Origin of the sequence: Bacillus sp. ISL-35, from assembly GCF_018613355.1 — a bacterium.
In the GTDB taxonomy this organism is placed as follows: Bacteria; Bacillota; Bacilli; order Bacillales; family Cytobacillaceae; genus Mesobacillus.
On the sequence record NZ_JAGGQK010000017.1, the window covers coordinates 1 to 23,422 of the forward strand.

At 41.5% G+C, this 23,422-nt stretch carries 25 protein-coding genes and 1 riboswitch; of the genes, 8 read left to right on the forward strand and 17 right to left on the reverse strand.

Annotated elements, in window-relative coordinates:
- Positions 1-429 precede the first annotated feature (429 nt).
- On the reverse strand, positions 430-684 hold the full coding sequence (locus J7E38_RS19550) for a hypothetical protein (protein ID WP_214710162.1): 255 nt from the start codon (positions 682-684) through the stop codon (positions 430-432).
- Between the two features lie 226 nt (positions 685-910).
- On the opposite strand from J7E38_RS19550, the gene J7E38_RS19555 reads away from it, so the two are divergent.
- Both J7E38_RS19555 and J7E38_RS19560 read left to right on the forward strand, forming a co-directional pair.
- On the forward strand, positions 911-2,203 hold the full coding sequence (locus J7E38_RS19555; RefSeq protein WP_214710164.1) for a TolB family protein: 1,293 nt from the start codon (positions 911-913) through the stop codon (positions 2,201-2,203).
- A gap of 2 nt (positions 2,204-2,205) precedes the next feature.
- Positions 2,206-2,499 (forward strand): hypothetical protein, encoded by a 294-nt coding sequence (locus J7E38_RS19560; protein ID WP_214710166.1) that lies wholly within the window; start codon positions 2,206-2,208, stop codon positions 2,497-2,499.
- Between the two features lie 78 nt (positions 2,500-2,577).
- On the opposite strand, the gene tatA is transcribed toward J7E38_RS19560, so the two are convergent.
- Positions 2,578-2,775, reverse strand: coding sequence for a twin-arginine translocase TatA/TatE family subunit (gene tatA / locus J7E38_RS19565; RefSeq protein WP_214710168.1), 198 nt, complete (start codon positions 2,773-2,775; stop codon positions 2,578-2,580).
- 139 nt (positions 2,776-2,914) lie between these two features.
- Between tatA and J7E38_RS19570 the strand changes: the two genes are divergently transcribed.
- Together J7E38_RS19570 and J7E38_RS19575 are read left to right on the forward strand one after the other, a co-directional pair.
- Positions 2,915-3,427: a ferritin-like domain-containing protein gene (locus J7E38_RS19570; protein WP_214710170.1), complete on the forward strand. Its 513-nt coding sequence runs from the start codon at positions 2,915-2,917 to the stop codon at positions 3,425-3,427.
- 169 nt (positions 3,428-3,596) lie between these two features.
- On the forward strand, positions 3,597-4,424 hold the full coding sequence (locus J7E38_RS19575; protein ID WP_214710172.1) for a DODA-type extradiol aromatic ring-opening family dioxygenase: 828 nt from the start codon (positions 3,597-3,599) through the stop codon (positions 4,422-4,424).
- Here J7E38_RS19575 and J7E38_RS19580 read toward each other — a convergent pair whose 3' ends face one another.
- The 7 genes from J7E38_RS19580 to J7E38_RS19610 all read right to left on the reverse strand — a co-directional run bounded on the left by J7E38_RS19580 (position 4,425) and on the right by J7E38_RS19610 (position 9,000).
- Entirely contained in the window at positions 4,425-4,655 is a 231-nt protein-coding gene (locus J7E38_RS19580) for a hypothetical protein (RefSeq protein ID WP_214710174.1), read from the reverse strand. It lies immediately after the preceding gene.
- A gap of 137 nt (positions 4,656-4,792) precedes the next feature.
- A complete protein-coding gene (locus J7E38_RS19585) occupies positions 4,793-5,089 on the reverse strand; it encodes a hypothetical protein (RefSeq protein ID WP_214710176.1) in 297 nt (98 codons plus the stop codon).
- A 389-nt stretch (positions 5,090-5,478) separates the two neighbouring features.
- Positions 5,479-6,279: a DUF817 domain-containing protein gene (locus J7E38_RS19590; RefSeq protein ID WP_214710178.1), complete on the reverse strand. Its 801-nt coding sequence runs from the start codon at positions 6,277-6,279 to the stop codon at positions 5,479-5,481.
- Positions 6,280-6,296: 17 nt separating this feature from the next.
- The gene (locus tag J7E38_RS19595; protein ID WP_214710180.1) at positions 6,297-6,518 is read right to left on the reverse strand and encodes a helix-turn-helix domain-containing protein; all 222 of its coding nucleotides are present in this window, start codon (positions 6,516-6,518) and stop codon (positions 6,297-6,299) included.
- Between the two features lie 10 nt (positions 6,519-6,528).
- Positions 6,529-7,008 (reverse strand): DUF2975 domain-containing protein, encoded by a 480-nt coding sequence (locus tag J7E38_RS19600; protein ID WP_214710182.1) that lies wholly within the window; start codon positions 7,006-7,008, stop codon positions 6,529-6,531.
- 180 nt (positions 7,009-7,188) lie between these two features.
- Positions 7,189-7,956: an NUDIX hydrolase gene (locus tag J7E38_RS19605; RefSeq protein WP_214710184.1), complete on the reverse strand. Its 768-nt coding sequence runs from the start codon at positions 7,954-7,956 to the stop codon at positions 7,189-7,191.
- Positions 7,957-8,070: 114 nt separating this feature from the next.
- Positions 8,071-9,000, reverse strand: a complete 930-nt coding sequence (locus tag J7E38_RS19610; protein ID WP_215038849.1) for a DMT family transporter — start codon at positions 8,998-9,000, stop codon at positions 8,071-8,073.
- A 281-nt stretch (positions 9,001-9,281) separates the two neighbouring features.
- On the opposite strand from J7E38_RS19610, the gene J7E38_RS19615 reads away from it, so the two are divergent.
- Positions 9,282-10,601 (forward strand): DUF3238 domain-containing protein, encoded by a 1,320-nt coding sequence (locus J7E38_RS19615; protein WP_214710188.1) that lies wholly within the window; start codon positions 9,282-9,284, stop codon positions 10,599-10,601.
- A gap of 44 nt (positions 10,602-10,645) precedes the next feature.
- Here J7E38_RS19615 and J7E38_RS19620 read toward each other — a convergent pair whose 3' ends face one another.
- Together J7E38_RS19620 and J7E38_RS19625 are read right to left on the reverse strand one after the other, a co-directional pair.
- On the reverse strand, positions 10,646-11,035 hold the full coding sequence (locus J7E38_RS19620) for a thiol-disulfide oxidoreductase DCC family protein (RefSeq protein ID WP_214710190.1): 390 nt from the start codon (positions 11,033-11,035) through the stop codon (positions 10,646-10,648).
- A 236-nt stretch (positions 11,036-11,271) separates the two neighbouring features.
- A complete protein-coding gene (locus tag J7E38_RS19625; RefSeq protein WP_214710269.1) occupies positions 11,272-12,471 on the reverse strand; it encodes an NAD(P)/FAD-dependent oxidoreductase in 1,200 nt (399 codons plus the stop codon).
- A gap of 200 nt (positions 12,472-12,671) precedes the next feature.
- On the opposite strand from J7E38_RS19625, the gene J7E38_RS19630 reads away from it, so the two are divergent.
- Positions 12,672-13,424: a YqcI/YcgG family protein gene (locus tag J7E38_RS19630; protein ID WP_214710192.1), complete on the forward strand. Its 753-nt coding sequence runs from the start codon at positions 12,672-12,674 to the stop codon at positions 13,422-13,424.
- 23 nt (positions 13,425-13,447) lie between these two features.
- Here J7E38_RS19630 and J7E38_RS19635 read toward each other — a convergent pair whose 3' ends face one another.
- Complete coding sequence (locus J7E38_RS19635; protein ID WP_215038851.1) at positions 13,448-14,017, reverse strand: cysteine hydrolase family protein; 570 nt, start codon at positions 14,015-14,017, stop codon at positions 13,448-13,450.
- A gap of 161 nt (positions 14,018-14,178) precedes the next feature.
- Between J7E38_RS19635 and J7E38_RS19640 the strand changes: the two genes are divergently transcribed.
- Positions 14,179-15,597, forward strand: a complete 1,419-nt coding sequence (locus J7E38_RS19640; protein WP_214710195.1) for a vWA domain-containing protein — start codon at positions 14,179-14,181, stop codon at positions 15,595-15,597.
- Between the two features lie 436 nt (positions 15,598-16,033).
- Entirely contained in the window at positions 16,034-16,882 is an 849-nt protein-coding gene (locus J7E38_RS19645) for a DUF2785 domain-containing protein (RefSeq protein ID WP_214710197.1), read from the forward strand.
- Between the two features lie 446 nt (positions 16,883-17,328).
- Here the strand turns inward: J7E38_RS19645 and J7E38_RS19650 are convergent, their stop codons facing one another.
- From J7E38_RS19650 to J7E38_RS19670, 5 genes are all read right to left on the reverse strand, one after another.
- Complete coding sequence (locus tag J7E38_RS19650; RefSeq protein WP_214710199.1) at positions 17,329-18,141, reverse strand: pentapeptide repeat-containing protein; 813 nt, start codon at positions 18,139-18,141, stop codon at positions 17,329-17,331.
- A gap of 102 nt (positions 18,142-18,243) precedes the next feature.
- Positions 18,244-19,203 (reverse strand): ATP-grasp domain-containing protein, encoded by a 960-nt coding sequence (locus J7E38_RS19655; RefSeq protein ID WP_214710201.1) that lies wholly within the window; start codon positions 19,201-19,203, stop codon positions 18,244-18,246.
- A 29-nt stretch (positions 19,204-19,232) separates the two neighbouring features.
- Positions 19,233-20,282 (reverse strand): LLM class flavin-dependent oxidoreductase, encoded by a 1,050-nt coding sequence (locus tag J7E38_RS19660; RefSeq protein ID WP_214710203.1) that lies wholly within the window; start codon positions 20,280-20,282, stop codon positions 19,233-19,235.
- A gap of 140 nt (positions 20,283-20,422) precedes the next feature.
- Positions 20,423-20,528: riboswitch (SAM riboswitch) on the reverse strand.
- An 82-nt stretch (positions 20,529-20,610) separates the two neighbouring features.
- Entirely contained in the window at positions 20,611-21,792 is a 1,182-nt protein-coding gene (locus J7E38_RS19665) for an LL-diaminopimelate aminotransferase (protein ID WP_214710205.1), read from the reverse strand.
- Between the two features lie 160 nt (positions 21,793-21,952).
- On the reverse strand, positions 21,953-23,224 hold the full coding sequence (locus J7E38_RS19670) for a YjiH family protein (RefSeq protein ID WP_215038855.1): 1,272 nt from the start codon (positions 23,222-23,224) through the stop codon (positions 21,953-21,955).
- Positions 23,225-23,422: the final 198 nt, after the last annotated feature.

Below are 23,422 nucleotides of genomic sequence, written 5' to 3' on the forward strand. Positions count from 1 at the left end.
GTATCTTTGCGCTTGAAAGGTACCCTTATGTTAGTGAAATCCCCTGCATAAGGGTATCTTTTGGCTTGAAAGGTGCCCTTATGTTAGTGTGATCCCCTGCATAAGGGTATCTTTGGGCTTGAAAGGTGACCTTATGTTAACGAGATCCCTTACAAAAGGGTATCTTTAGACGGGAAAGGTGACCTTATGTTAACGAGATCCCTTACAAAAGGGTATCTTTAGACGGGAAAGGTGACCTTATGTTAACGAGATAACTTGCATAAGGGTATCTTTACTTTCAAACACCTGAAAAATAGAATGAATCCTTCATTTTATCGACCGTAAAGACTACATTCCTCTATATATCGACTAGATCTAACATCTTTCGCTAACATAAAGGTATCAACTGCTAGCATATTGATAGGTCATACTATATCGCAAATAAGACAGCTAAAAATCCTCCTGGTTCAGTTTATTAACCTGCCTTTTTTTTTGCTTAACTTGACTTACTTTATTGGTGCGGACTTGCGAAGTTGGTGGGTGGAGGTTATGAACTTTCAGTTTTCTTTCTCTTTGCCAGTCATGATCATCTTCATCAAATTCATTTATCAAGCGGGCAGCACGAATTTCGTTTTTTGCTGTCAATACGCGCTTACTTGGGCGACGTTTACTCGAATGACCATTTCGGTTAAACTTTGGATTCATTACAGCACACCCCTTGCTTAAATTCCCTTCTCTTTATTTTAACATGGTCTCTGTTGTCCTTTTAAATGTTAAATAAATATATTTCAACAAAACCGCAAGCCACGAAAACCGCTTTCGCTCCCTTTTCAATGAATTAAATATAATATTTTCCAAAAAAGTCTTTTATTAAGTGTAATTTTACACTATATTGTATGTAAGGTAAACTTTTCTAAAAAAGGGGATATGTATGAAGAAAAATAACTTGCTTTTAAGTGGAATTGGAATTGCCGCCTTGTTACTGGTCGCCAGCATTGGTTATCTTTTATTGGCTGATCGTGATGTTTATAAATATCATACTGGGCTGGGAAGCAAAATTGCTATCTCGAATGACGATCAGCAAATAGCCTTTTCTTTTTATCGCAATGGGAGTGAGGCCATTTATATAGCCAAATTGGATGGAAAAGATGTCCATAGAGTGAGTAATCCGGTTAAGGCCGATCACCGTCAGCCAACATTTTCGCCTGATGGCAAGAAGCTTTTGTATCTATCACAAAATCGTAACCGTATTCAGTCTCTCTATATTGCCAATAGTGATGGCACAAACCCTGAAAAGCTTTCTAAGAACACTCAGCATGTAACAGAGGCCATCTTTTCAGATGATAACAAAACGATTTTCTTTGCCAGTACGGCAGCTGAGAATGTAAACAAGTCTGAAGGCGAAACCAAGGACGGTTTGGACCTTTTCTCCGTAAAAATAGACGGCACAGAAATGGAGCAGTTAACTGACAGGGATTTTTATACGATGGAGAGCCTTTACTACTCGCCAAAAGATAAACAAGTGATTTTTAAGGATTTCAATGATACAAATTCCTTTGATCTAGAAGAAGGCCGAGTTTACATGGCCGATTTTAGTAGTGAATTACCGAACGATTACTTCAATATGTCCATTTCACCTGATAACGAATTGGTCGCTTACACGAAGGTTTCTGAAGAATCAATGGACTCGTCGCTGTTTGAGTATGATTTATATCTGAAGGATTTGAAGAACGGAGAAAGCAAAAGATTAACAGATTTAAATTCTTCTGTCGTTTCACCGATCTTTTTTAACAATAAAGATGAAATTCTTTTCCTGGATTATACTAACTGGCCAAAGGAGCCAGAGGAATATAAATTGATGACAGTAGAGTTGGAAACAAAGAAGTTGAGAGAGATTTCACTGGATCTTCCTGCACTTGAGAGAGAAAATTTTGTGATGAAGGCAGTAGATTATTCTATAAATGGCTGGACACTAGGTATCTTGTATACGGTCCTGTTCATGTTAATCACACTCTACATTCAGGCGAAAAAAGTATTTTTACCTGCATTCATTAGTCTTGGAATCGGAATGCTGTCCATTGCCGCAAGCTTTGTGTTTGCAATTGCAGTAGATCCATGGGCTGGGATTGGCGTCGGAATGCTTGCTGCCTCACTATTGGTATGCAGCGCTGTCTTGTTCATTTTTGCCTTGATCCTGAAGCTGTATCGAAAAGGAGCGAAGTAATCATGCCTGAGACTGTTGGTACCATTTTAACGATTTTGCTGAATGTTGCCCTATTTGGAACGGCGAATTATTTTGCCATAAAGCATTCTGCAGGGAATAGTAAAAAACGTCTATTGGCCGGGGTACTTTTTCTTCTTTGCACACCTGTCATCTTTTTCAGCACGCTTTATCTCGTTTTCATCTGGGATGACAGCGGCTGGGGTGCCGGAATCCTCTCTGTCATTTTTACCGGGCTTTATATATTGAATGGATTGATCCTGTTATTGTCTTCAATTCATATTTATTTCAGAAAGTAAGTTGAAAGCTTCGTTACTGAACAGATTGAGTTCATACTCACATTCTTGCACACAAAAAAAGCTGCCAATGGCAGCTTTTTAATCTTTCTTTTGGTCTTTATCGTCTTCTTTGAATTCCTTTTTGATTTCGTCTGTGATTCCATTTGTCGCATTTTTAAATTCCCTCATGGACTTGCCGACTGCCCGTCCGATTTGAGGTAGTTTGTTTGGCCCAAAGATGATCAGTGCAATCACAAGGATGAGAATTAATCCTGGAAACCCTATATTTGAAAGCATTATATCTCTCCTATTAATAAAAGTTACCTCAATTATAACTAAAAACGTTTGCCTTTTGAACCCAAACCCATTTTTACGAATGAAATCCTTTGTTTGGAAAAGAATAAGGTAGATATTTTTTTCAAAAGGAGAGATAAATATGAAATGGAAATCCATACTCTTTTGCTTATTTTTATTAGCGGGAATGGCCGGAGCAACCCAGGCACAAACCCAACCGCCTGTTAATTTTGGAGCCAAGGGGGCCCTTCAGGATACGTCAATTACACTTGATGAAGCCCTTGTTTACGCAATCCAGGACGAATACCTCGCTCAGGCCCGTTATGATGCTGTCATCGGAAAATTTGGCAGCATCAGGCCTTTTATCAATATCAAAGCAGCCGAGCAGCAGCATATTAATGCTCTTTTGGCTTTATTCCAAAAGTATAATAAACAAATTCCTGAAAATAATGCGAAACAATTCGTATCTGCGCCAGAAACATTAAAAGATGCATTCAACCAAGGGGTTCAAGGTGAAATCGATAACATCGCCATGTACGATAAGCTTAAAACGATACCAGGTCTCCCTGAAGACGCCAAAACGGTATTCACCCAGTTAGGGAATGCTTCTAAGAATCATTTGAGAGCGTTCCAGAGAGGTGCAGGACGGAATTAAGTAACCTATCCTCTATGTAAAAACAGCCATGATTGAAAAGAGATTGGAGCTGGCTCCAGTCTCTTTTTTGTATTTCTACCCTTTTTCTATCGGAAAAATATCCAAATAAAATAGAGGATTCTACACGTTTGTATCTAATTATCTTTTTAAAAAGGAGGAATAGAGATCCATGAATCCATTTGTATTTGCTTGTATTGCTCCCCACGGAGGAGAGATTATTCCTGAGCTGAAGGGGATTAATCCTGACCGGATGGCTGTCACCAGAGAAAACATGGAAAAGCTCGGTAACTATATGTCTCAGGCTCGTCCTGATTGTATTGTTGTCCTCACCCCGCATGGGACCAGAATCAAAGGCATATTCTCTATTTCTGATTCTGAGAAGATGATGGGCAGCTGGGAAGAAAATGACGGTTTTTATGGGATGGAAAAATTAGTCGAACGGGACTTGGCGAAGATAATTGAAGATGAAGCAAATAAAAATGGTATTCTGGCTTCCACTATCAATTATGGGACTTCGAGTGGCCCGATTTCCTGTCTGCCGCTGGATTGGGGAGCAATTGTGCCGCTGCGTTTCATGCCCGATGTCCCTATTGTCGTCATCACCTCACCAAGAGAGTTAAGCTTCGATGATCATCTTAAGTTTGGCCAATCACTTCGAAACGCTGTTGCTCAATATAGTGGTCGGGTCGGGTTGATTGCCAGCTGTGATTGGGCCCATACTCATGACGAAAAGGGACCATACGGGTTTAGCCCTGCTGCGAAAGAACTGGATGAACAAGCAGTCAAATTCATCAAGACAAATGAATTAGAAAAAATGGCAGAATTCGAGTCAAGCTTTATTGAGGCTGCAAAACCAGATGGCATCTGGCAGACGATGATTCTGGCTGGAGCCATCCACCCAGATGAACGGCATGTAGAGTTCCTGTCATATGAAAACCCTACTTATTTTGGGTTAATTTGCGCGGGCTATTTTACAAATGAAAAAATCCAGTCATGATCACTGGATTTTCTCATTTATATCAGCCTTTATTTCCTGAATGAGTTTTTCTGAAAGGTTTGCGGGAAGGGATGCCCCTTTTTCTAACACCCATGCGTTCATTAACTCCAGGTCCGACTTTTGGAAGGTTAACATATAGTCTTTCTCTTCATAGGTGATTTCCGCCGTTACATGCTCCTGGTCATAGGATTCATCGTCAATAATCATATTTGTAATCGAATATGGTTTCATGTTTGAACTCCTTCTTAAGGTATTAGCTTAGTAAAAGAATACCCTTAAAGTTTGTTGTTTAACATGGTCTTTCCGTACAAACAGAAATGTAAACATCGCATCCAGTAAAGAAGGACCACCAATGGGCGGTCCTTCTTTCAATAGTAATGTCCTTTCGAGGTCTGTTTAAAAACCTTCCAATGTCCATTCATGACAGATGAGTGATAGTTCATGACGATAAAATTTCTTGTCGCTTCCCCATCCTTTGCCTGAATAAAAAAAGTATCAGAACCTCGATAGTCAACATCAATTACTTCTAGTCCCTGGAACGTTCCATCTTCCGAAATAAACTGTTCCAGTGCGCTTTTTTCATTAAACTCATAATAAAGGTTGTAAGGACCAAAAACAGATATGATAAGGAACAAAAACAAAATGACTAGCAGGATTTTTTTCATATTCCCCCCATAAGAAAATCTTTTTCGTTAACGGAACTATGTACTTACAATTAAAATTGACATGAAAAAAGCGTAAGTAGTTTACATAATAATTTTATAATAAACCGTTTCAGTAATAATCATCATACAAACCATTTAATATAAACTCCCACCGCAATAAAAGAAAGTAGAATGACAACTATGTAAATGACGGAAAGATTTGTTGTGTTCTTTTTTGCAGCATTCCTGTAGTCGTCATCCCCTTTTCCGAACAGCAATATTGTTGAAAGCAAAGCGCCTATAAGAATGATGACAACCAAAAAAGTCCAAGAGTCATGAACACACCTCTGATTCTAAATATAGTTTCCTATAATTATAACCTTTTTCATTTCTTGGAGGGTCAAAAAGAATCACCGAGACTTTATTAGTTGAGCACCGCCCACGTTTGCGGCCGGCTCAGCTTTTACCTGCTTTAATGTTGCCACGATCAGAAAACTGACGATAACCAACAATAGCCACGAACTCACTTTTCCAAGATGAACCAGGCTCCATACTTCCATTTGATTTGGGTATTGCCAGGCCCCGAAAAACGTGGCGATATTTTCCGCTATCCAGATGAAGAATCCGATTAGAATAAAAGATAAAGCGATTGGCATGCGATACTTGGTTCCGCCAACCTCATATGTAACCCATGATTGCCAGAAGACGATCATCACAAGGCCTGATAACCACCAGCGAATATCCAGCCAAAAATGGTGGGTGAAAAAGTTCAGATAGATGGCAGCCCCTAGTGGAACAACCAGCAAAAACGGCGGCCAATCAACAAGTTCAACCTTCAGCCTCCTCCATGCCTGGCACAGATAACTCGCCACACTGGCATACATGAATCCGCTGTACAAAGGTACACCAAATACCTTCGAATACCCCTCCTCTGGATAAGTCCATGAGCCCATATTCACCTTGAAGATTTCAAGTGCCAGCCCAATGAGATGGAATAAGGTTATTACCTTGAGTTCGTCCCTGGTTTCAAGGCCAGAACGCACCATCCACCATTGCATCAATAGGAATATAAGCAGCAGCCAGTCATAACGAGGCAGGAATGGGAGTTCTACGATTTTTGTAATCGCCAATGAAGCAAAAATCACGACGGGAAATATGCATGAAAGTGCCTGTTCCCAGCCAAAACGCACAAGCTGCATGATTGATCTCATGGTTAATGCCTCCACTCTTATTCTTGAATTTCCTCATCATCCTGATATTCCAATATGTCTCCTGGCTGGCACTCCAAAGCCTTGCAAATGGCATCCAAAGTCGAAACCCTGATGGCTTTTGCCTTTCCATTTTTTAAAATAGACAGGTTCGCCATGGTAATCCCTACCTTGTCGGAAAGCTCCGTCACACTCATCTTCCTCTTTGCCAGCATTACATCAATATTAATTACAATTGCCATTGTTATCACCTCAGACTGTTAAATCGTTTTCTGACTTTATTTCTATGGCATGCTTCAAAAGCTTTTCGAGGACTGCGGCAAAAGCAGCGATCACGATTGGCGCAAAGGTTAGCACCATTCCGATAAGGATGACACCGGGAGCATCGTCCTTCTCACCGATCAAATAGAATAATGGCATGCCTGCAAGATATAAAATACTGATTGCAACGGCACAAAATTTGATGTTTTTCAACGCTTTTACAGACCAACCCGAAAATGCTATGTCCTTATCAATATAGCCTAACAGCAGGAAAGCCTGATACAGAGCGATAAAATAGGGAACCGCAGAAGCATACATAACCCCTATGATGGGATACAAAAAGTTAGCAAGCACCCAGTTGCCTTGCGATGCATATCTGATGAGCCAGGGCAAAAAAATAAAGCAAGCCGCCAGTACCGGGACTGCCAGAAGGAAAACAACCACCTTCAAAAACAATGTTTCACGTTTCATAAAAGCACCTCATTCACTTAATGTCATATTGAATTTAACAAAATATTTATTGTAAATCAATAAATTTTTGGTTTACTTCATTATATTTTTATCGCGTTCAATTATTTCCCGCAAAAATAATGAGCATTTCTCAATATAAAAAAATGCCCACAATAAATATAATTAACTTTTTATGTATAATTAAGAATACTCTTTCTTGACGTCAAATCTGCTGATCAGCTCATAGGGCCTTGCTCTAAATGCTTCATATGGTAAATAGTTCGCTTCCATGGCATCAAGTGCTCTGCTTTTAAATTGTGGTCTAGTAATATAGTGATCAATATTCTCCAAAGTTAATTCAGCAAAAATCACTTCGGATGTTTCATTTTCGGCTGCCCTTACTTCACCAGACAGGTGCTCACCCCGAAAAACAATGCAAGTCACACCGCTTGTGACATTTTGATAGATTCCTGTTATCCCAATTATGCTAACTTTGACTCCTGTTTCTTCTAAAATCTCTCGGTGAATAGCCTCTTCTAATGTTTCCACTTCTTCTACCTGGCCACCGGGCATTTCCATTGTATCGGATCGATGAAAATTTCTTACTAGTAAAACTTTTCCTTTCTTATTTGTAATGTATCCACTTACAGACATTATGTGTTTAGGCGGGTGATAGGCTGATGGATAAGGCTCAGTCGATGATAATAGTTCATAACTGATATCGCCGGTCAGTCCTGTTGCCTCTTGTATTTCTTTACTAGTATCCTTAACTATTTCAAAGTTGTCATAATGCTCTTTGCTCTTGTATTCCCAGATCGTCAGAATCTCATCTTCTTTGTCATTCACCCATCTGCCTATTAATTTGGCACCATTTTTAACGTACTCGCGGTATTCATGGGTGTGGAAGATTCGATTGAATTCATCCAGTTTTCCAGACCGGATTTTTTCTGTTTTTCTGATAAAAATCATTTTACCACTCTCCCTTTTCCCTTTAATTTCCATGAAGGTAAATCAAAATCCTGCTAAAGAGCAATATTTAAGGTAGAGTGCCAAAAAAAAAAAGCCGCCTGAATGGCGACTTTATCAGGTATTATTTTGTTTAACAACCTTGGCTTCCACAGATGCATTTTTATCGCCTATCGACAGCCAGGTTACGAATATAAGCATGATCATCGCGCCCATCAGCTGGATATTCTGCAGCAGGGTATCGAACCAGATAACTGAGATGACCATGACAGTCAGAGGCTCTACACTCGATAGAATGCTCGTTTCGACAGCGCTGATATAAGTCATGCTTCCCAGGAATAACAGGAATGCCAATGTTCCGAAGACAATCAATATGGCCATGATGAACAGCATTTTAGGGTGAGTAATAATCGTCCATTCCTCTGAAAGCCAGACTCTGTTCACCAGGCCGAGCAACATGCCCCCGAACAACATGCTCCAGCCAACGATGGCCAGTACGCTCCATTCTTTCATTAACCGTGATGGATAAAGCGTATAGAACGCAAATGTCAGCCCTACCGCAATTCCCCAGAGCAGCGCTTCTGTGCTGACCAGCAAACTGCTCATCGAACCATTCGTCAATAACAGGAACAACCCAGCCAACGTTCCGAGGATTCCCAATATCTGATAGCGCGGCGGCCATTTTTTATGGTGAAAAGAAACATAAAGGACCACAAAAATCGGAGCGGAAAATTGAAGCAAAGTTGCCACGACAGCATTGCTTGTCTGAATCGCCATTGTAAATGTGAACTGCAAACCGACCATTCCCAGGATACTGAATAAGATCAGCTGATTCCGCCAGTATGGTGTTTTTACAACCGTAAAAATATCTTGTTTTTTCAACGCAAGATATGCAAGGATGCTGCTTCCGGCAATGATCATCCGGATTGTCAGGATAAAAGGAACCGTCAATTCCGTATTATCCAGCACCCATTCCGTGATCGAACCTGTCATTCCCCAAAGCATCGCACCAAAAACAATCATAAGGATACCTTTTAATCGCAACATCATGAACGCTCCTATTTACAAATGATCCTACCCTTTTAAAAAATTGCATACTAACTATTATACTACCATAAAAATTGAAGAAGTCTCTTTAACTAGAGGAAATGTTGATAGTCCAATTGCTGCCACATTGCCAAAAGGAAGTATTCATTCCTAGAGACCTTCCCTGCATATTGCCAACCCTTATTTTACCAAACTGTTTTCTAAAGCTAATCTATTAAAACACCTGCTCATGGGGTAAATAATGGACATGCCGGAAAAATAAAACGAAAAGTGGTGAATACATGGAACTTAATAGACAACTGCCGATAACCAGACAAAACTTGGCTGGCAAATACCTGCCTCTAGCAGCCCTTGGCATTGCCGGGACTCTTTATGCCTTGAGTGTAAACCGCCGGCGAAAGACTGCGGGTTCTTCTCACTCGAGAATGCTTAAGAAGATTGAACATGGAACCAATGCGATCACTCTTGAATGGGAATCTCAAGGTGATTCATACCGTGTTTACCGGGACAGGGAGTTCATATACGAAGGATTTGAACCGAGGTTTGCTGACAATGAGCTGACTCCTGGCACACTGTATTCATATAGTATTGAATCTCTGGCACAAGGCGAAGTGAAGAAGAGAATGCGAATACAAACGACTACATCCGTGAATTACAAAGAAAAAGACAACGTCTTGGAGGATCTCCTAATTACGACCATTGTTACAGAGGGACAAATCAGTTTTGAATGGGAGCCAATCGAGGGTGTGACGGAGTATACCATCCATCGAAACGGCATGCAGCTTGAGAAAGTGACCTCCTGTACTTTTACTGACAGAGGCATCCAGGATGATCAATTTTATACTTACACCATTAAAGCCAAACGGCCTTTGCAGCGTTCGGAACAAGTAAAATGGGAGCTGAAATCGGTGATTGCCAATGCCGTTGGAGCAATCAAGAAAGATTCATCAACGAGAATGGCAGCTGAAGAAGAGTTTTCGATCACCAAACGGATTGGCCCAATTGATGAGCTATTAAAACCAAATCGTGAACACAGCTTTGAAAATGGAAACTGGCATCTGAGATACACAACCTTTTTAAAAGAGGAGTGGCTGAAAAACCCGAATGCCGCTTCCGGGGATCAATACTTTAAGGGTGACCACCGTTCATTTGAACCGGACTCGTCTCAATATCGGACCCGAGGTGAGGTCTTTATCGATACCGACAGCCAATCCGCATTGCTCAGCAAGAGCACTGGTATGACAGAAGCTTTCAGTGGAAATCAGGAACCTGTTGAATCCGCCCAGGCTTCTGATGATGGAATTCAATTAGAAAAGGTACTGGCAGATGATGACCGAATTAAGTTTATCCTGAAGCATTCAGTCAGCAATCCGCTTGTCGTGTCCCCTGCCATTGATTATGTCGTGTGCGGAGTCTTTTATAAAGACAATGAATTCGATCTGATCGGAACCCATGATCAGGCACCGGAACATGAAATCTATCTCAAAGAACCAGGCACAGACAATTGGCAGGTCATCCACCAGGCTCACAGCAAAGGGCTTGAAATGATGGCTGACCCAATGGCAAATCATTACTGGCGCTACTCCTCCTTCACCAATTAAAAAAGAACGGAAAAGCTGTTTGGCTGCTTTTCCGTTCTTTTTTATTATAGAAATCTTCTTCTCACATTCGGCGGGGGCAGCATACAGCTATCCTTTTGGCCGAACCATTTGAATCGATTTTTGGCAATAAGATCGTAAACAATATTCCTTAATGGAGCAGGTACAATGATCAAACCATAGAGCAGCTTCCAGGGGCCTTTTAAATGGCGGCTGATTCTGAGAGCGGCCGCTGACTTATAATAGACCTTTCCATCCTCAATCAATATCATGCTGTCCACATCATCGGGAACAGTATATTCCTTCAGCAGTTCCTGTCCTGCATCACTCTGAAGCGAAGCAAATCGGAACATCTCTTTGTCATCACGTTCGAGAATAAATTGGACACTGGCATCACAGAAATTGCAAACTCCATCAAATAGAATAACAGGATTCATGGAATATCCCTCCTTACTCACCCTGACTATATATTAACATTTATCCTATTATGTCAAAATGAAACTAATAAGAGCACACAAAAAGCCGGCAGTTTATCCTTGCTGCCGACTCTTTAACTTATATAAAAAAGCTGTCTTCAGATTGGACGAAAAACTTATCCTAATAATCTCGAAGTTTTTTTCGAAGCTGCTTCCTAAAATCGCGGATATAAAGTGCATAATAAGAGTCTTTCTTATTACATAATTCCCTTTAACATTCCCTTCCAATACATGACAGGGAGGATATTCTTTTTTAGTATATACATGCTGTAACGTTCTTTAGATTGATCGAACGGGAATGTTTCGGCTGGTTTATTTTCATACAAGAATTCAGCCAGCACCAATTTATTATAGCCCGTAATCAGCGGACATGAAGTATATCCATCATAAGAGAGTTTCAACGGTTGATTTTTCATAAAGCTTAGCAAGTTTCCTGCTGCGACTGGTGCCTGTTTCCTGATTGCTGCACCCGTTTTTGAGGTCGGAAGGTTCGCGCAATCCCCTACACCAAAGACATTTGGATATTTTTTTGACTGCAGTGTTTTCGAATCAACGTCTACCCATCCTCCAGCATCGGCCAATTTACTTTGTGAAATGAAATCGGCTGCTGACATTGGCGGGACAACATGAAGCATACTATAAGGAATTTTTTCCGTCTCTCCTGTCCCTGAATTTTCAAAAACGGCAAGTTTGTTGGCTGAATCTACTTCGATTAAGTTCATTTTATATTTAGTGGTAATCCCTTTTCTGGTAATGACCTGTTCGAGTGTATTTGCGTATTTTTTTACTGCAAAAATACTGTCAGATGCTGATGCGAAAATGATCTGGCTCTTGTCTCTGATACCAGCTTTCCTGAAGGCATCGTCAGCGAGGTACATGATTTTCTGAGGTGCACCGCCACATTTGATCGGTGTGTTCGGGTGTGTGAAAATGGCATTGCCGCCCTTGAAATTCTGAATGCTTTCCCAGGTCGAATCAACATAATCGTACGAATAATTGCTGCAGACACCACCCCTGCCGATGGCTTCTTTTAACCCTTTGATTTTGTCCCAGTTGATCTGGATGCCGGCAGCCATGACGAGAAAGTCGTAATGAATTTTAGTTCCATTTCCTGTCGAAAGACTGTTCGAATCTGCATCAATCAAAGTAACAGCTTCCTGAAGCAGTTCCACGCCATCTGGTATGAGTGTGTGCTGGTCTCTTACTGTAACTTCCTTTTTAACCGCACCAGCGCCTGCAAGTGTCCACAGAGGTTGATAATAGTGCTTTTTGGTTGGGTCAACAATAAGAATTTTCCCTTTTAAATCCGGTGCCCCTTTAGCGAGCCTGGCCGCTACCGAAATACCAGCTGAGCCACCACCGACAATTACTACCTTATAATTCACCTCATCCACCATCCTTGCTAAGATTTGATTATCACAATATACCTTTATAGGTATTACCATAACCACAATGAAAATTATAATAAATTTATCAGAATATTTCAATTTATTTCTCCCCTCGTTTTCATAACAACTGGGTACCTGCCTATTTGTCCCGGGACATCTACCCTATTCTCCATGCTTTGAATATAGTGTAGAAGCTATTGGAGGTGACTATGATAAACGGCTTGTATGCACATGGTTCCTCCTCCCAGGATCAGTTGCTCGCATGGGAGAAAGAAGCACTGGAAAAATTCTTCGCTAAAATGAGTGATAAGGAAAAACCTTTTCCCTGCATACCTGCAACGATTGGATTTTCAATGAATCAGTTAAAATACGGATTTGTTGGCAGTCCAAGGAGGGACACTACGATAAATGAAATTGCTAGTTTGTTATCTAGCTATACAGAGCAATCAAGTGGGTTTGGCGGTTATACTTCTTTGATCATTTTCTACGAAACGCCAGAAGAAATGAAGGATGTATCTGTAGAAGAATTCGAACAACTTTTCTGGGAGCATCTTTCTGGGTTGAGCGGGTTGGATGAATTCGACTGGCCAGAGGGTATGCCTCAAGATCCCCACGATCCTATCTGGGAATTTTGCTTCAATGGCGAAAAATATTTTATGTATTGTGCTACACCGGCACATAAAAACCGGAAAAGCAGACATTTTGACGTGATGATGCTCGCGATTACACCGAGATGGGTGCTCCAGGAATTCCATAAATCCAAAAGCTATGCAAAGAGGATCAAGGCACAGGTGAGAAAACGGCTGGCGAAATATGACAGCATTTCTATTCATCCTGATTTGAACACTTACGGAGCAGAGGATAATTTTGAATGGCGGCAATACTTTCTGAGGGATGATGAAACTTCTTTATCCAAATGCCCTTATCATCAAGTCCTGAAGTTTCTTGGCAAAAATAAATGAAAGCGCAGGATCGCTCCTGCGCTTTACTGTTTGTTCAGTTGTTTAATTAAGTCATCCGTCGTTACAATCGTTGCAAACTCCTTTTGGAGCATAGCAAGTTCTAGTTCCTGTATAGAATCAGCTGTATGCTTCACTCCCTTATGGTCCGTGATTTCATAAGCCGCAATCGCATCAGACACAAGGAAGGTATTGAAGCCCAAGTTACCACTCATTCTGGTCGTTGTAGAGACACAGTGCTGAGTAGATAATCCGGTGATTACTAAGGACTTTATCTGATTTTTCTTCAGATAGGATTCTAACTCCGTTCCGATGAAACCACTGTTCACATTTTTTGCAAAGATGACCTCCCCCTCCACAGGCTTGATGATTTCTTTAAATTCAGTGCCTAGTGAGTTGCGGTGATGCAGAGGAGATGCCGGGTCTAGTGACAGATGCTTCGTATAGATGACATGGCCATTTCTATTTCGCCACTCTTTTAATAGCCTTGCGATATTCCCCTCTGCTTCCTGGTTGTTCCGCTTCCCCCAATAAGGATCGTCAAAGCCCTTCTGAACATCCAATATCAGCAGCGCTGGCAGCTCAAGCAAGTTCATCCACATTCCTCCTTAGTCACTCCACATTTTTTGTCATTTCGGCATATTTTACTCATGATGTTGCTCATCCATGGAAATTACTTCAAATCCATCCGCAAAACATGTTAAACTCTATGAAGATGTTTTTATACATATTTGAAACGGCGAAGAGGAGGATTATCTTGAAACGACATTCGCTCTTTTTTTTACTATTTATTTCGCTCATTCTTACTGCTTGCAATAATGATGAACCTGATGAAGAGGTTGTGGCCGAAACCCCTCCGAAAGAGGAGGTTAAAAAGGAAGCTGCAAAACAGGAGCTGCCAGGACAATTGAAGGAAATCAGTCTGGAAGTTTCAGAGGAAATCCTGAAGGAATTAAAGCCTGGTACAATGATGGATGACCTTACATATGAAAAGGATATCGAGGATATCGGATTCAACACTCCAGAGCTGGATCCAGAACTTAAAACCAAGCTTCCGGAAGAGCTTCATCAATTAGCTAAGGGAACAGATGACCTGGAGACCATAAAAAAAGGCCTTATTTCTTTATTAGCGAGTCCACATTATCAGCAGGTAATTGAAAAAGCAAATGCGTATGAGCCTTATTTTGAAGAGCCATTTTTACCAGATCCTGAGAAGACGGAAGGCGAAGAGGAAACAAAAGCTGCAGAGAAAGCCATAATCCTGCTTGATGCAAGCTCCAGCATGCTGCAGCAGTCAGAAGGCAGAGTGAAGATGGATATCGCCAAGGATGTAGTTAAAAGCTTTGCCAAAACCATCGGTCAGTCTGCAGAAGTCTCCCTTGTCGTCTATGGTCACCAGGGATCGGATTCAGATTCTGATAAAGAAGCATCCTGTTCTGGAATCGAAGAGGTTTTTCCAATGGGGAAATACTCGAAGGAAAACTTCAATGGAGCCGTCGACTCATTTGAAAGCAAAGGCTGGACTCCGCTCGCAGGAGCGATCGCAAAAGCTGCTGAGATGAGCTCCGGCCATGAAGGAAATGTAACCATCTATATCGTCAGCGATGGCGCGGAAACATGCGATGGAGACCCGGTTCAGGCAAGTAAGGAACTTGTGGCAAATAACGCAAATCATTCTGTAAACATCATCGGATTCGATGTAGACAGCAAAGCTGAAGACCAACTAAAAGCTGTTGCTGAAGCCGGAAACGGTGAATATTTCAAAGCAGACAATCCTGAACAATTGAAAAACACGATCCAGTACGAATGGCTTCCATCCACGCTCGACCTTGCATTCGCGTTTACGATGGCACCTGACGGCTGGGATATGGTCGAGGAATACAAAGTGGCAGAAAAATACCCGCTTGAATTATGGACGATTGGAAGAAAAGAAGCGCACCGAATCATTGACGCGGCTGCCATCATGGCCGAAAACGAGTGGATCACCGAAGAACAGTATTCAGAACTCCGGGATTGGGGATTTGAACGAAGCGAAGCCATGAAGGAACTCCACTACGCCATGTCCAAAACCAATCGTGAAAAAGCAGATGCAAAAAGCAAAGAAATCAGGCAAAGAGTAGACGACTGGGTGGCAAAAATGAAAGAACTCAAGAGAGAACGCGGAGATACATGGTAATTAGAAGCTGGATCAACAAGTGGCCCTCAAATTAGAGGGCCACTTGGCTTGTTCACAGATTATCCTTCTTTTGTTCAACTATTTCTCATATTCAGGCCAACTCTTCAACTCACTATGAACCTATAATTATGTTGTAAATCTCTTCAAGGAGTTGGCGGGACATGCGAGAGAAAATACTGGATTTTTTTTTAGGGCTCACCCTTTTTTGTATTGAATGGACGATTCTGTTACTTATCACATCAAAGGAAACAGCAGAATAACGAATAGATTTGAAAACTCTTGCCTTTGCAAGGGTTTTTTATTTTGGGAGGAAAATCCCTTTGAGTATTAATTTAGTAGTGAGAGATATAGGGATAGACAGGTAATCAGTATAATATACCCTGGTCATTTCTAGTCAAATTTGAAATACATGGTAAAATATTTACTAGAATGGAGGATGAATAGCTTGGTAACGACCGACTCTTTGAAAAAAGAACTAAAAGGACTGGATTTTAATAACCCTGAAACGATAATACATAAAGACCTCGATACACTTATTGAACATATGGTTGATTATATTGGCTCGACTGACCCGGAATTAAGAGACAAACTGATTTACACTACATTTTATTACGTCATTAACCAGGATTATTTAAATCATCAGCAAATGGAGTATTTACTCCAAACATGTCTTGATCAGAACCATTTGTTTTTACGCATAGGTTCAAAAAACGATGACTCGGTATTTACCAGGGCATTTTCTTCACTGGTGGTTGCTCTCGTTTTAGGTAAAGATCGCAAAGAGAGATTTCTATCTGAAGATACCGTCAAAAAAACCATTGAAAGCAGCATGAAATATCTTCTTGAGGAAGAAGATACACGGGGTTACGTCGAAGAAAAAGGCTGGGCGCATAGCATCGCTCATGGTGCCGATTTACTGGATGAAGCCATTAAGCACCCTTTGTTCGATAAGACTTTGGCAAGCGAATGTCTGGATACGATCAGGAGATGCATACTAATAGAAACAGCTTATGTGGACGAGGAAGATGAGCGGCTGATTGCTGCCATAATTTCTCTAATGGAAAAGGAAATGAATGATGACATCTTAAAAGATTGGGTTTCTGAACTTTCGGCTGAAGTAACAGAAATCAGAGCCAGCAACGGCTTTTCACCAACTTTTTTTCGGAAGCATACTAACTTAAATCAATTCCTGAAAGCACTTTACTTCCGGTTACTTTTTCTCGAAAGAGGCACTCAAACTCGTAAAGAAATCGAACGTATTTTAAAGGCCAATCTTTTAGTTTAAAAATGCTCAGTTTTACTGAGCATTTTTATTTAATTTCTTTTCCAGAACGATCTCATCTCTAATAGGGATTCCATAAAAGCCATCCATAAGAATTTCCGGTTTGATTTTTCTCGGCTCTCAGGCAGCACCCCTGTAACACTATCCGTTATTTAAACTTCGTCTTCTAATGACTCAGCGTATTCAACCTTAAAATTATGGACTGAAATGATCAATATGATTTGTACAGCCGATCAGTAGCAAAACCAGGAATTTAGGAATAAACAATGACTATTTCTTTTATTCTCCCCCTTGTTAATAAATCCGAGAGAAATCCAGAATAGTTTCAAATTACATCCATACTTTCCAATGTAAAAAACTATTTCTTGTTGTCCCACACTTTTGTTCCATACCCAACGGCGAGCACGCTAAAAATACTGCCTATCAATATGATGATAGCTGCCATTTAATTACCTCCAATGATTTGGTCTTTTCAAAGATGAAGGCAGCCTGGTCCGATCATTTCCCTTGGCCGAGTTAATTTGAGCATGAGTCAAAAAGAAGCTGCCTTCCAGATTAGCTCCGCTTAAATCAGCATCCCTCATGTCTGCACCGATAAAATCACACACCCTTAGGTCCGCTTCTCGGAGATCAGCAGCAATCAGCAAAGCTCCACGGAAATCAGAGCCTTTTAGATCAGCACGTCTAAGCTTTGCTCCAAGCAGGTTCTTGCCTTTTGTTTCTTTTTCGCTTTTCACTTTACTTCGGACCAATTCACTTGTCTGTAACAGCAGTTCGTTTACAACTGCTCGATAGGAGGGGATATCCAAAGCAAGAATTTCCCCTGCATCTAAGTTCGTGAGCTGCTCTATTTTGACATAGATATCCTTAAGTTGAAGTTGAAGTGAATTGGCCTCTTTCAATGCCTGAGCTTCATCCAGGTAACAAAGCATTTCATGAAGCTGCTGCATGATTGGAAAAACATCAAACATTTCCTTAGCCTGCTCTGGCTTATTTCGCCAATCAAATCCCTTATAGGTGATTTGGGAAACCTTCTGGCCAGCCCCAAAGCATTCGTATACCGTACATCCTTTGTATCCTTCTTCCCGAAGTTTTCCATGAATTCCACAGCGGAAATCCGCTTGCAAATTCTTGCAAGGCAAACCGCTTTCTTTATCAACAGGAAAGTCCGCTGATTTCGCATACGGCAGAGCCACACAGCATAATCCAAAGCAGCTTTCACAATCAGCTGTCAGGTTATTTTTAATCAATCGGCTAGTCATTTCTCTCATTCTCTCCATTACCAGAACTTGTTAAATTAAAATTAACATAAATCCTTCATTCAATAAACAAAAAAAGAGCAGGGCTAATCCCTGCTCTGAACCTTAACGGGTCTTGGCGACTGCTCCATATTCCGCAATCAGCTGTGCTTCTAGAAACTTCGCCAGCTCCAACATCCCGTATTTACCTGCTTTTGCTTCCGCGTCTGAGTTATAATTCGTATTTGTATTGATGTCGTAGGTAAAGATTTCACCCGTCTCATTTCTGATAAATTCAATTCCGGCTACTTGTATATTATTTGAGTCTAATACTCTTTTATATTTTTCAATAACAGGATCATCAAAGCCTTCAATCACCTGGAATTTCGGCTTTTCCTCTACTTCTTCCCCTACTGGGCAGAACAAGTCGCCGATCTGGCAGGCATCTGCCGGGCATAACTCAAACCCCTCTGAAGTATCCACTTTTACTGCGTAGACAAATTCTCCGCCGACAAACTCGCAGCGAGTAATATAACTTTCAGGTGACTGGATATATTCCTGGATGAGTGTTATTCCATCAACAGGTTCCTCAAAGGACGGGCTCTCCACATATGCTTTCAGTGCTTCAACAGATTGAAACAACTGGACTCCGAGCCCTTTTCCAGCTCGATTGTGCTTCGTGATAAAGGCTCTTCCCTCGAATTGTTTTGCCGCTTCGAGCAGCTGCTGCTTTCCAACGGTAGCGATTGTCCGTGGAGTCGTTACCCCATGCTTGTTCAGCTCAAGGTATTGCTTCACTTTGCTGACTTCCAGTTCAAGAGCCCTTGATCCGTTGTACACGTTCCGGCCATGTGCCTCCAGCCAGGCTAATACCTGTCCCGAATATTCGGGTGCGAAGCGATGTCCTCTTGTATGGGAAGAAGCGCTCATTCTGCTGTAAAAAATCCCCTCTGGCGGCTCCTTTGACAAATCAAACAGCCCTTCGTCCAGATGCCATTCTTCAAAAGGAACTCCCAGCTCCTCAAGACGCTTTGTTAAGTGGATCGTCCATTCACTGTTTTCATGGATGATATAAACTTTGCTCATGATCCTCATCTCCTTCGTTTATTTATCTATCAAACTGTCAGCTGTTTTCTTTTTGCCTCCACAAGCGGCATAACCTGTTTCGCAAATCTCTCCATCTCTTCCAGTTGTGGGGAGAATTGCAGCAGGAGCAATCCCAAACCTGCTTTTTCATACTGTAAAATCCGCTGTGCAATTTGGTCAGGGCTTCCTACCAAATTAGGGCGCAATCCGCGATTAGAGACAGAATAATCCTGTAGCTGGATTTGCTGCTCGAGCTGTGATTTGCTGGTGAAGTCCTTGAAGCCTGCATAGGCACTGGATTCTTTTACAGAAGTAATTCGTTCCAACTCTGCGAATGCTTCAGCCTCAGTGTCGCGGCAAATGACGTAAGCGGCCATTCCGAACTCTGACAGTTCAGTATTTGATGTTGCAGCCCTGCGATTTTTCATATCAGTAATCTTCTGCTCGATTTCTTCCACCGTTCCGCCATGCATAACATAAGCATCACATTTCTCAACAATGGTTTGTTTTCCCTTCGGACTTTCGCCGCCAGCATATAAAATTGGGTTCGGACGCTGAATCGGTTTAGGGAACAGCTTCGTCTCCTTCAGCTGATAAAACTTGCCTTCATATGAAAAGCTTTCTTCACTCCAAAGCCCCTTCAATACGTCGATGAATTCATGTGTGCGATCATAACGCTCATCATGCTCGGTAAAAATACCGCCATACTGGCGCGCTTCTTCCTCCCACCATGCTGAAACCACATTCAGAGTAAAGCGGCCATTGCTGATCTGGTCAATGTTTGCTGCCATTTTTGCTGTAACTGCAGGGTTATGGAATCCGGGTCTTACCGCAGCCATGATTTCGATTTTTTCGGTCACTGAAGCCAATGCAGCAGCGGTTGTCCACGCTTCAAGAGAATCGTGCTCAGGACCCTTGATATCATTCAAATATAATTCTGCAATTAAAGTTGTAGAGTATCCCCACTCCTCTGCTGATTGAACCACTCTCTTTGCATAATCAAAAGTTGGTGGCATCTTTTCGTCCTCAACATTTCTTAACCATCCGCCAAAAATCGGCAGCCAAAATCCATACTTCATTCTTCCCTCTCCTCTGTCCCAATAATCTCGAGTTTACCAACCTGTTAAGTCGGTATTAAAAACAAAAACTAAGAGACCATTTTATAGTCCCCTAAGACAAAAGGCTCCCTTCATAAAGAAGAGAGCCTTTTTATACTCTCTTCTCATCTTTCAGACAAAATTGTCCGCAGGAATTGGCACAGTATTCATTCAGAACCTGTTGCCGAGGTTTCGCAGGGCCTATCCCTCCACCTCTCTTGATAAGAAGACATGCTTATTAAATTTTAGTTCGTTAAAGTGATAATATTCTAAATTCAGCCAAAAGTCAATTCGTTTACCGAAATAAATTTCAACTTCCTACCGGAAAACCCAGCAAAAACTTATTTACCCTCTGTGCAGCTTCTACCAGTCTTTCGGGAGGCTGTACCATGGCAATTCTGACATATCCTTCTCCCTGCTTTCCAAATGCGTCACCTGGAACTACAACAATCCCTTCCTCATCAATCAACTTGAAGGCGAAATCATGAGACTTCCATCCAGCAGGGATTTTAGCCCAGACAAACATCGTGGCCGGAGAATTGGCTACCTGCCATCCGCTGTTCCTGAAACCTGAGACCAAAGCATCCCGTCGTGCTTCATACTGCTTTAACTGATGATCAAGAAACGAATAGTCAGATGTCAGTGCAGCAATTGCTGCCTTTTGGATCGGGTAGAAGACTCCATAATCAATATGGGATTTGAATGATGCCAGAAGATTGATGACCTGTGCATTACCAGCAACATAACCAATACGGCAGCCAGCCATATTGAAGGTTTTTGATAATGAGTTAAACTCGATGCCAACCTCTTTGGCACCAGGTACCGACAGGAAACTGATTTGAGGATTCCCATCATAAATCAATTCAGAATACGCAAAATCATGGACGACTAAAATATTATGTACCCTGGCAAATTCAACTACCTCTTCAAAGAAGACCCTGTCAGCAAGTGCAGTAACTGGATTTCCAGGATAGCTCAAAATCATCATTTTTGTTTTCTGCAAAACTTCCTCTGGAATCTCATTTAGCTGAGGAAGGAAGTTATTTTCCTCCAACAGTGGCATAGGGTAGATTTCCCCGCCAGCAATCGTAACGCTAGCTTCATAGATTGGATATCCTGGATCTGGAACCAGGACATAATCCCCCGGATCAACGATGGCAGTCGCCAAATGCGCAAGCCCATCCTGTGAACCCATCAACTGCAATACTTCTGTTTTTTCATCAAGCTCAACGGAATATCGCTGACTGTAAAAATACTTCACTGCTTCATTAAACTCGGCTATGCCCTTTAATGTGTAGCCGTATTTACCGGGATCCATAGAATAATTCGCCAGTGTTTCCATCACAAATACTGGCGGCTGGAAATCCGGGCTTCCAATGCTTAAGTCGATGACATCCTTGCCATTCATCAATGCAAGCTGCTTCCTGTCTACTACTTCCTGAAAAATGCTCGAAGTCATCTTTCTGATCTTTTCTGATCCGTAAATATTCATGGACAATCCCCTTTACTGTTCAATGATTCATGATGTTCTCATGGAAGTTGATTCCTCTGAATTTTTTAAATATAAAATCGATTATAGCAGTTTCACTTTATCAGTTCTAGGAAAAAATAAAAAAATGAGCTGCCAGGCAGCTCATAAAATAGGTTTTAAATTAAAACAAAAAGTGTGCGATTGGCGCAACAATGATAAGTGTAAGGATTGTTCTCTGTATCCAGATGACCACCAATTTTCTTAAGCTGATTGGAATTTCTGTAGACATTATGCTTGGAATCAGCGCAGAGAAAAAGACAATGGCTGAAACCGAAACGACGCCGATGACAAACTTTGTGACCATAGGGGCTTCTGTCACAAGCATAGCAGGCAGGAACATTTCTGCGATTTCAATAGCAGAAGCCTTGGCTGCCAGCATGGGTTCGGGAATCTGGAGAATCAATGTGAATGGATAGAAAATATAGCCGATAACATCAAACACAGGAGTGAACTCTGCTAAAACCAACCCTAACAAGCCAACAGATAGAATGGACGGTAAAATTCCCATCGTCATAATCATTCCATCGCGCAAGTTATCCAAAATATTTTTGCCAAGGGATGGTGCTTTGTTTGATGCGATCATAGCTTCTGCCCACGCTGTTTTGAACCGATTTTCTGTTACTGGTTCCTCTGGAACGCCTTTGCCCTCATAATATTCGTCACTCACCGTTTTTAATGGACGCAACCTGACCGTGATAGCGGTTACAATAAACGTAACAAAAAGTGTCGTCCAGAAATACGTGTTCCATACTTCCATTAAACCCAGCGTTTTAGCGACTACAATCATGAATGTAGCAGATACGGTAGAAAAGCCTGTCGCAATAATGGTTGCTTCTTTGATTGTATACTTGCCTTCCTTGAACACACGGTTAGTAATGAGCAGTCCGATTGAATAGCTTCCCACAAAGGAGGCAACTGCATCAATTGCTGCCCTTCCAGGTGTCTTCCAGACTGGCCGCATGATTGGCTGCAGAAGCACACCAAAAAATTCAAGCAGGCCATAGCCGACAAGCAATGCCAAGAATACAGAACCAATCGGTACCAGCACTCCAACCGGAATAACCAGCTTTTCATACAGGAAAGGTCCCATGCCAGGTTCAAAGAGCCATGCTGGCCCAACATCAGTCAGCATCATCAAAGCCACAATAACTCCCATAACTTTTAGCAAAGAAAAAACCATAATCGTTACATTCTTGTTCCACGTTTTCCGGTAAAAAGGATAAATGGCACCTAATAAAATAACGATAAATGCATAATACGGAACCGCTGCAGAAAAGGTGGTATTAATCCAGGTCACTAAATGGTCAAGCGGGATCGACGATTTTCCGGCCACAGCAATTGGAACGAAAAACATGAATATGCCAATCGCACTAAACAGAAAAAACTTCAACATACTCAGGTTTGATAATGGTAGTTCAGGCTGTTTGCCAGCCTCAACTTCAGGCGTGTTTTGCACATGATCTCCTCCTTTATTCGATTATTCAGTTTATTTGTAAGAGAGGAGCATGATTTTGCTCTTCTAGTTACCTAAGGAAAATTGTCCTTTTAAATATTTATTCAAGCCTGAATGAAATTATCGTGAAAGGATTCT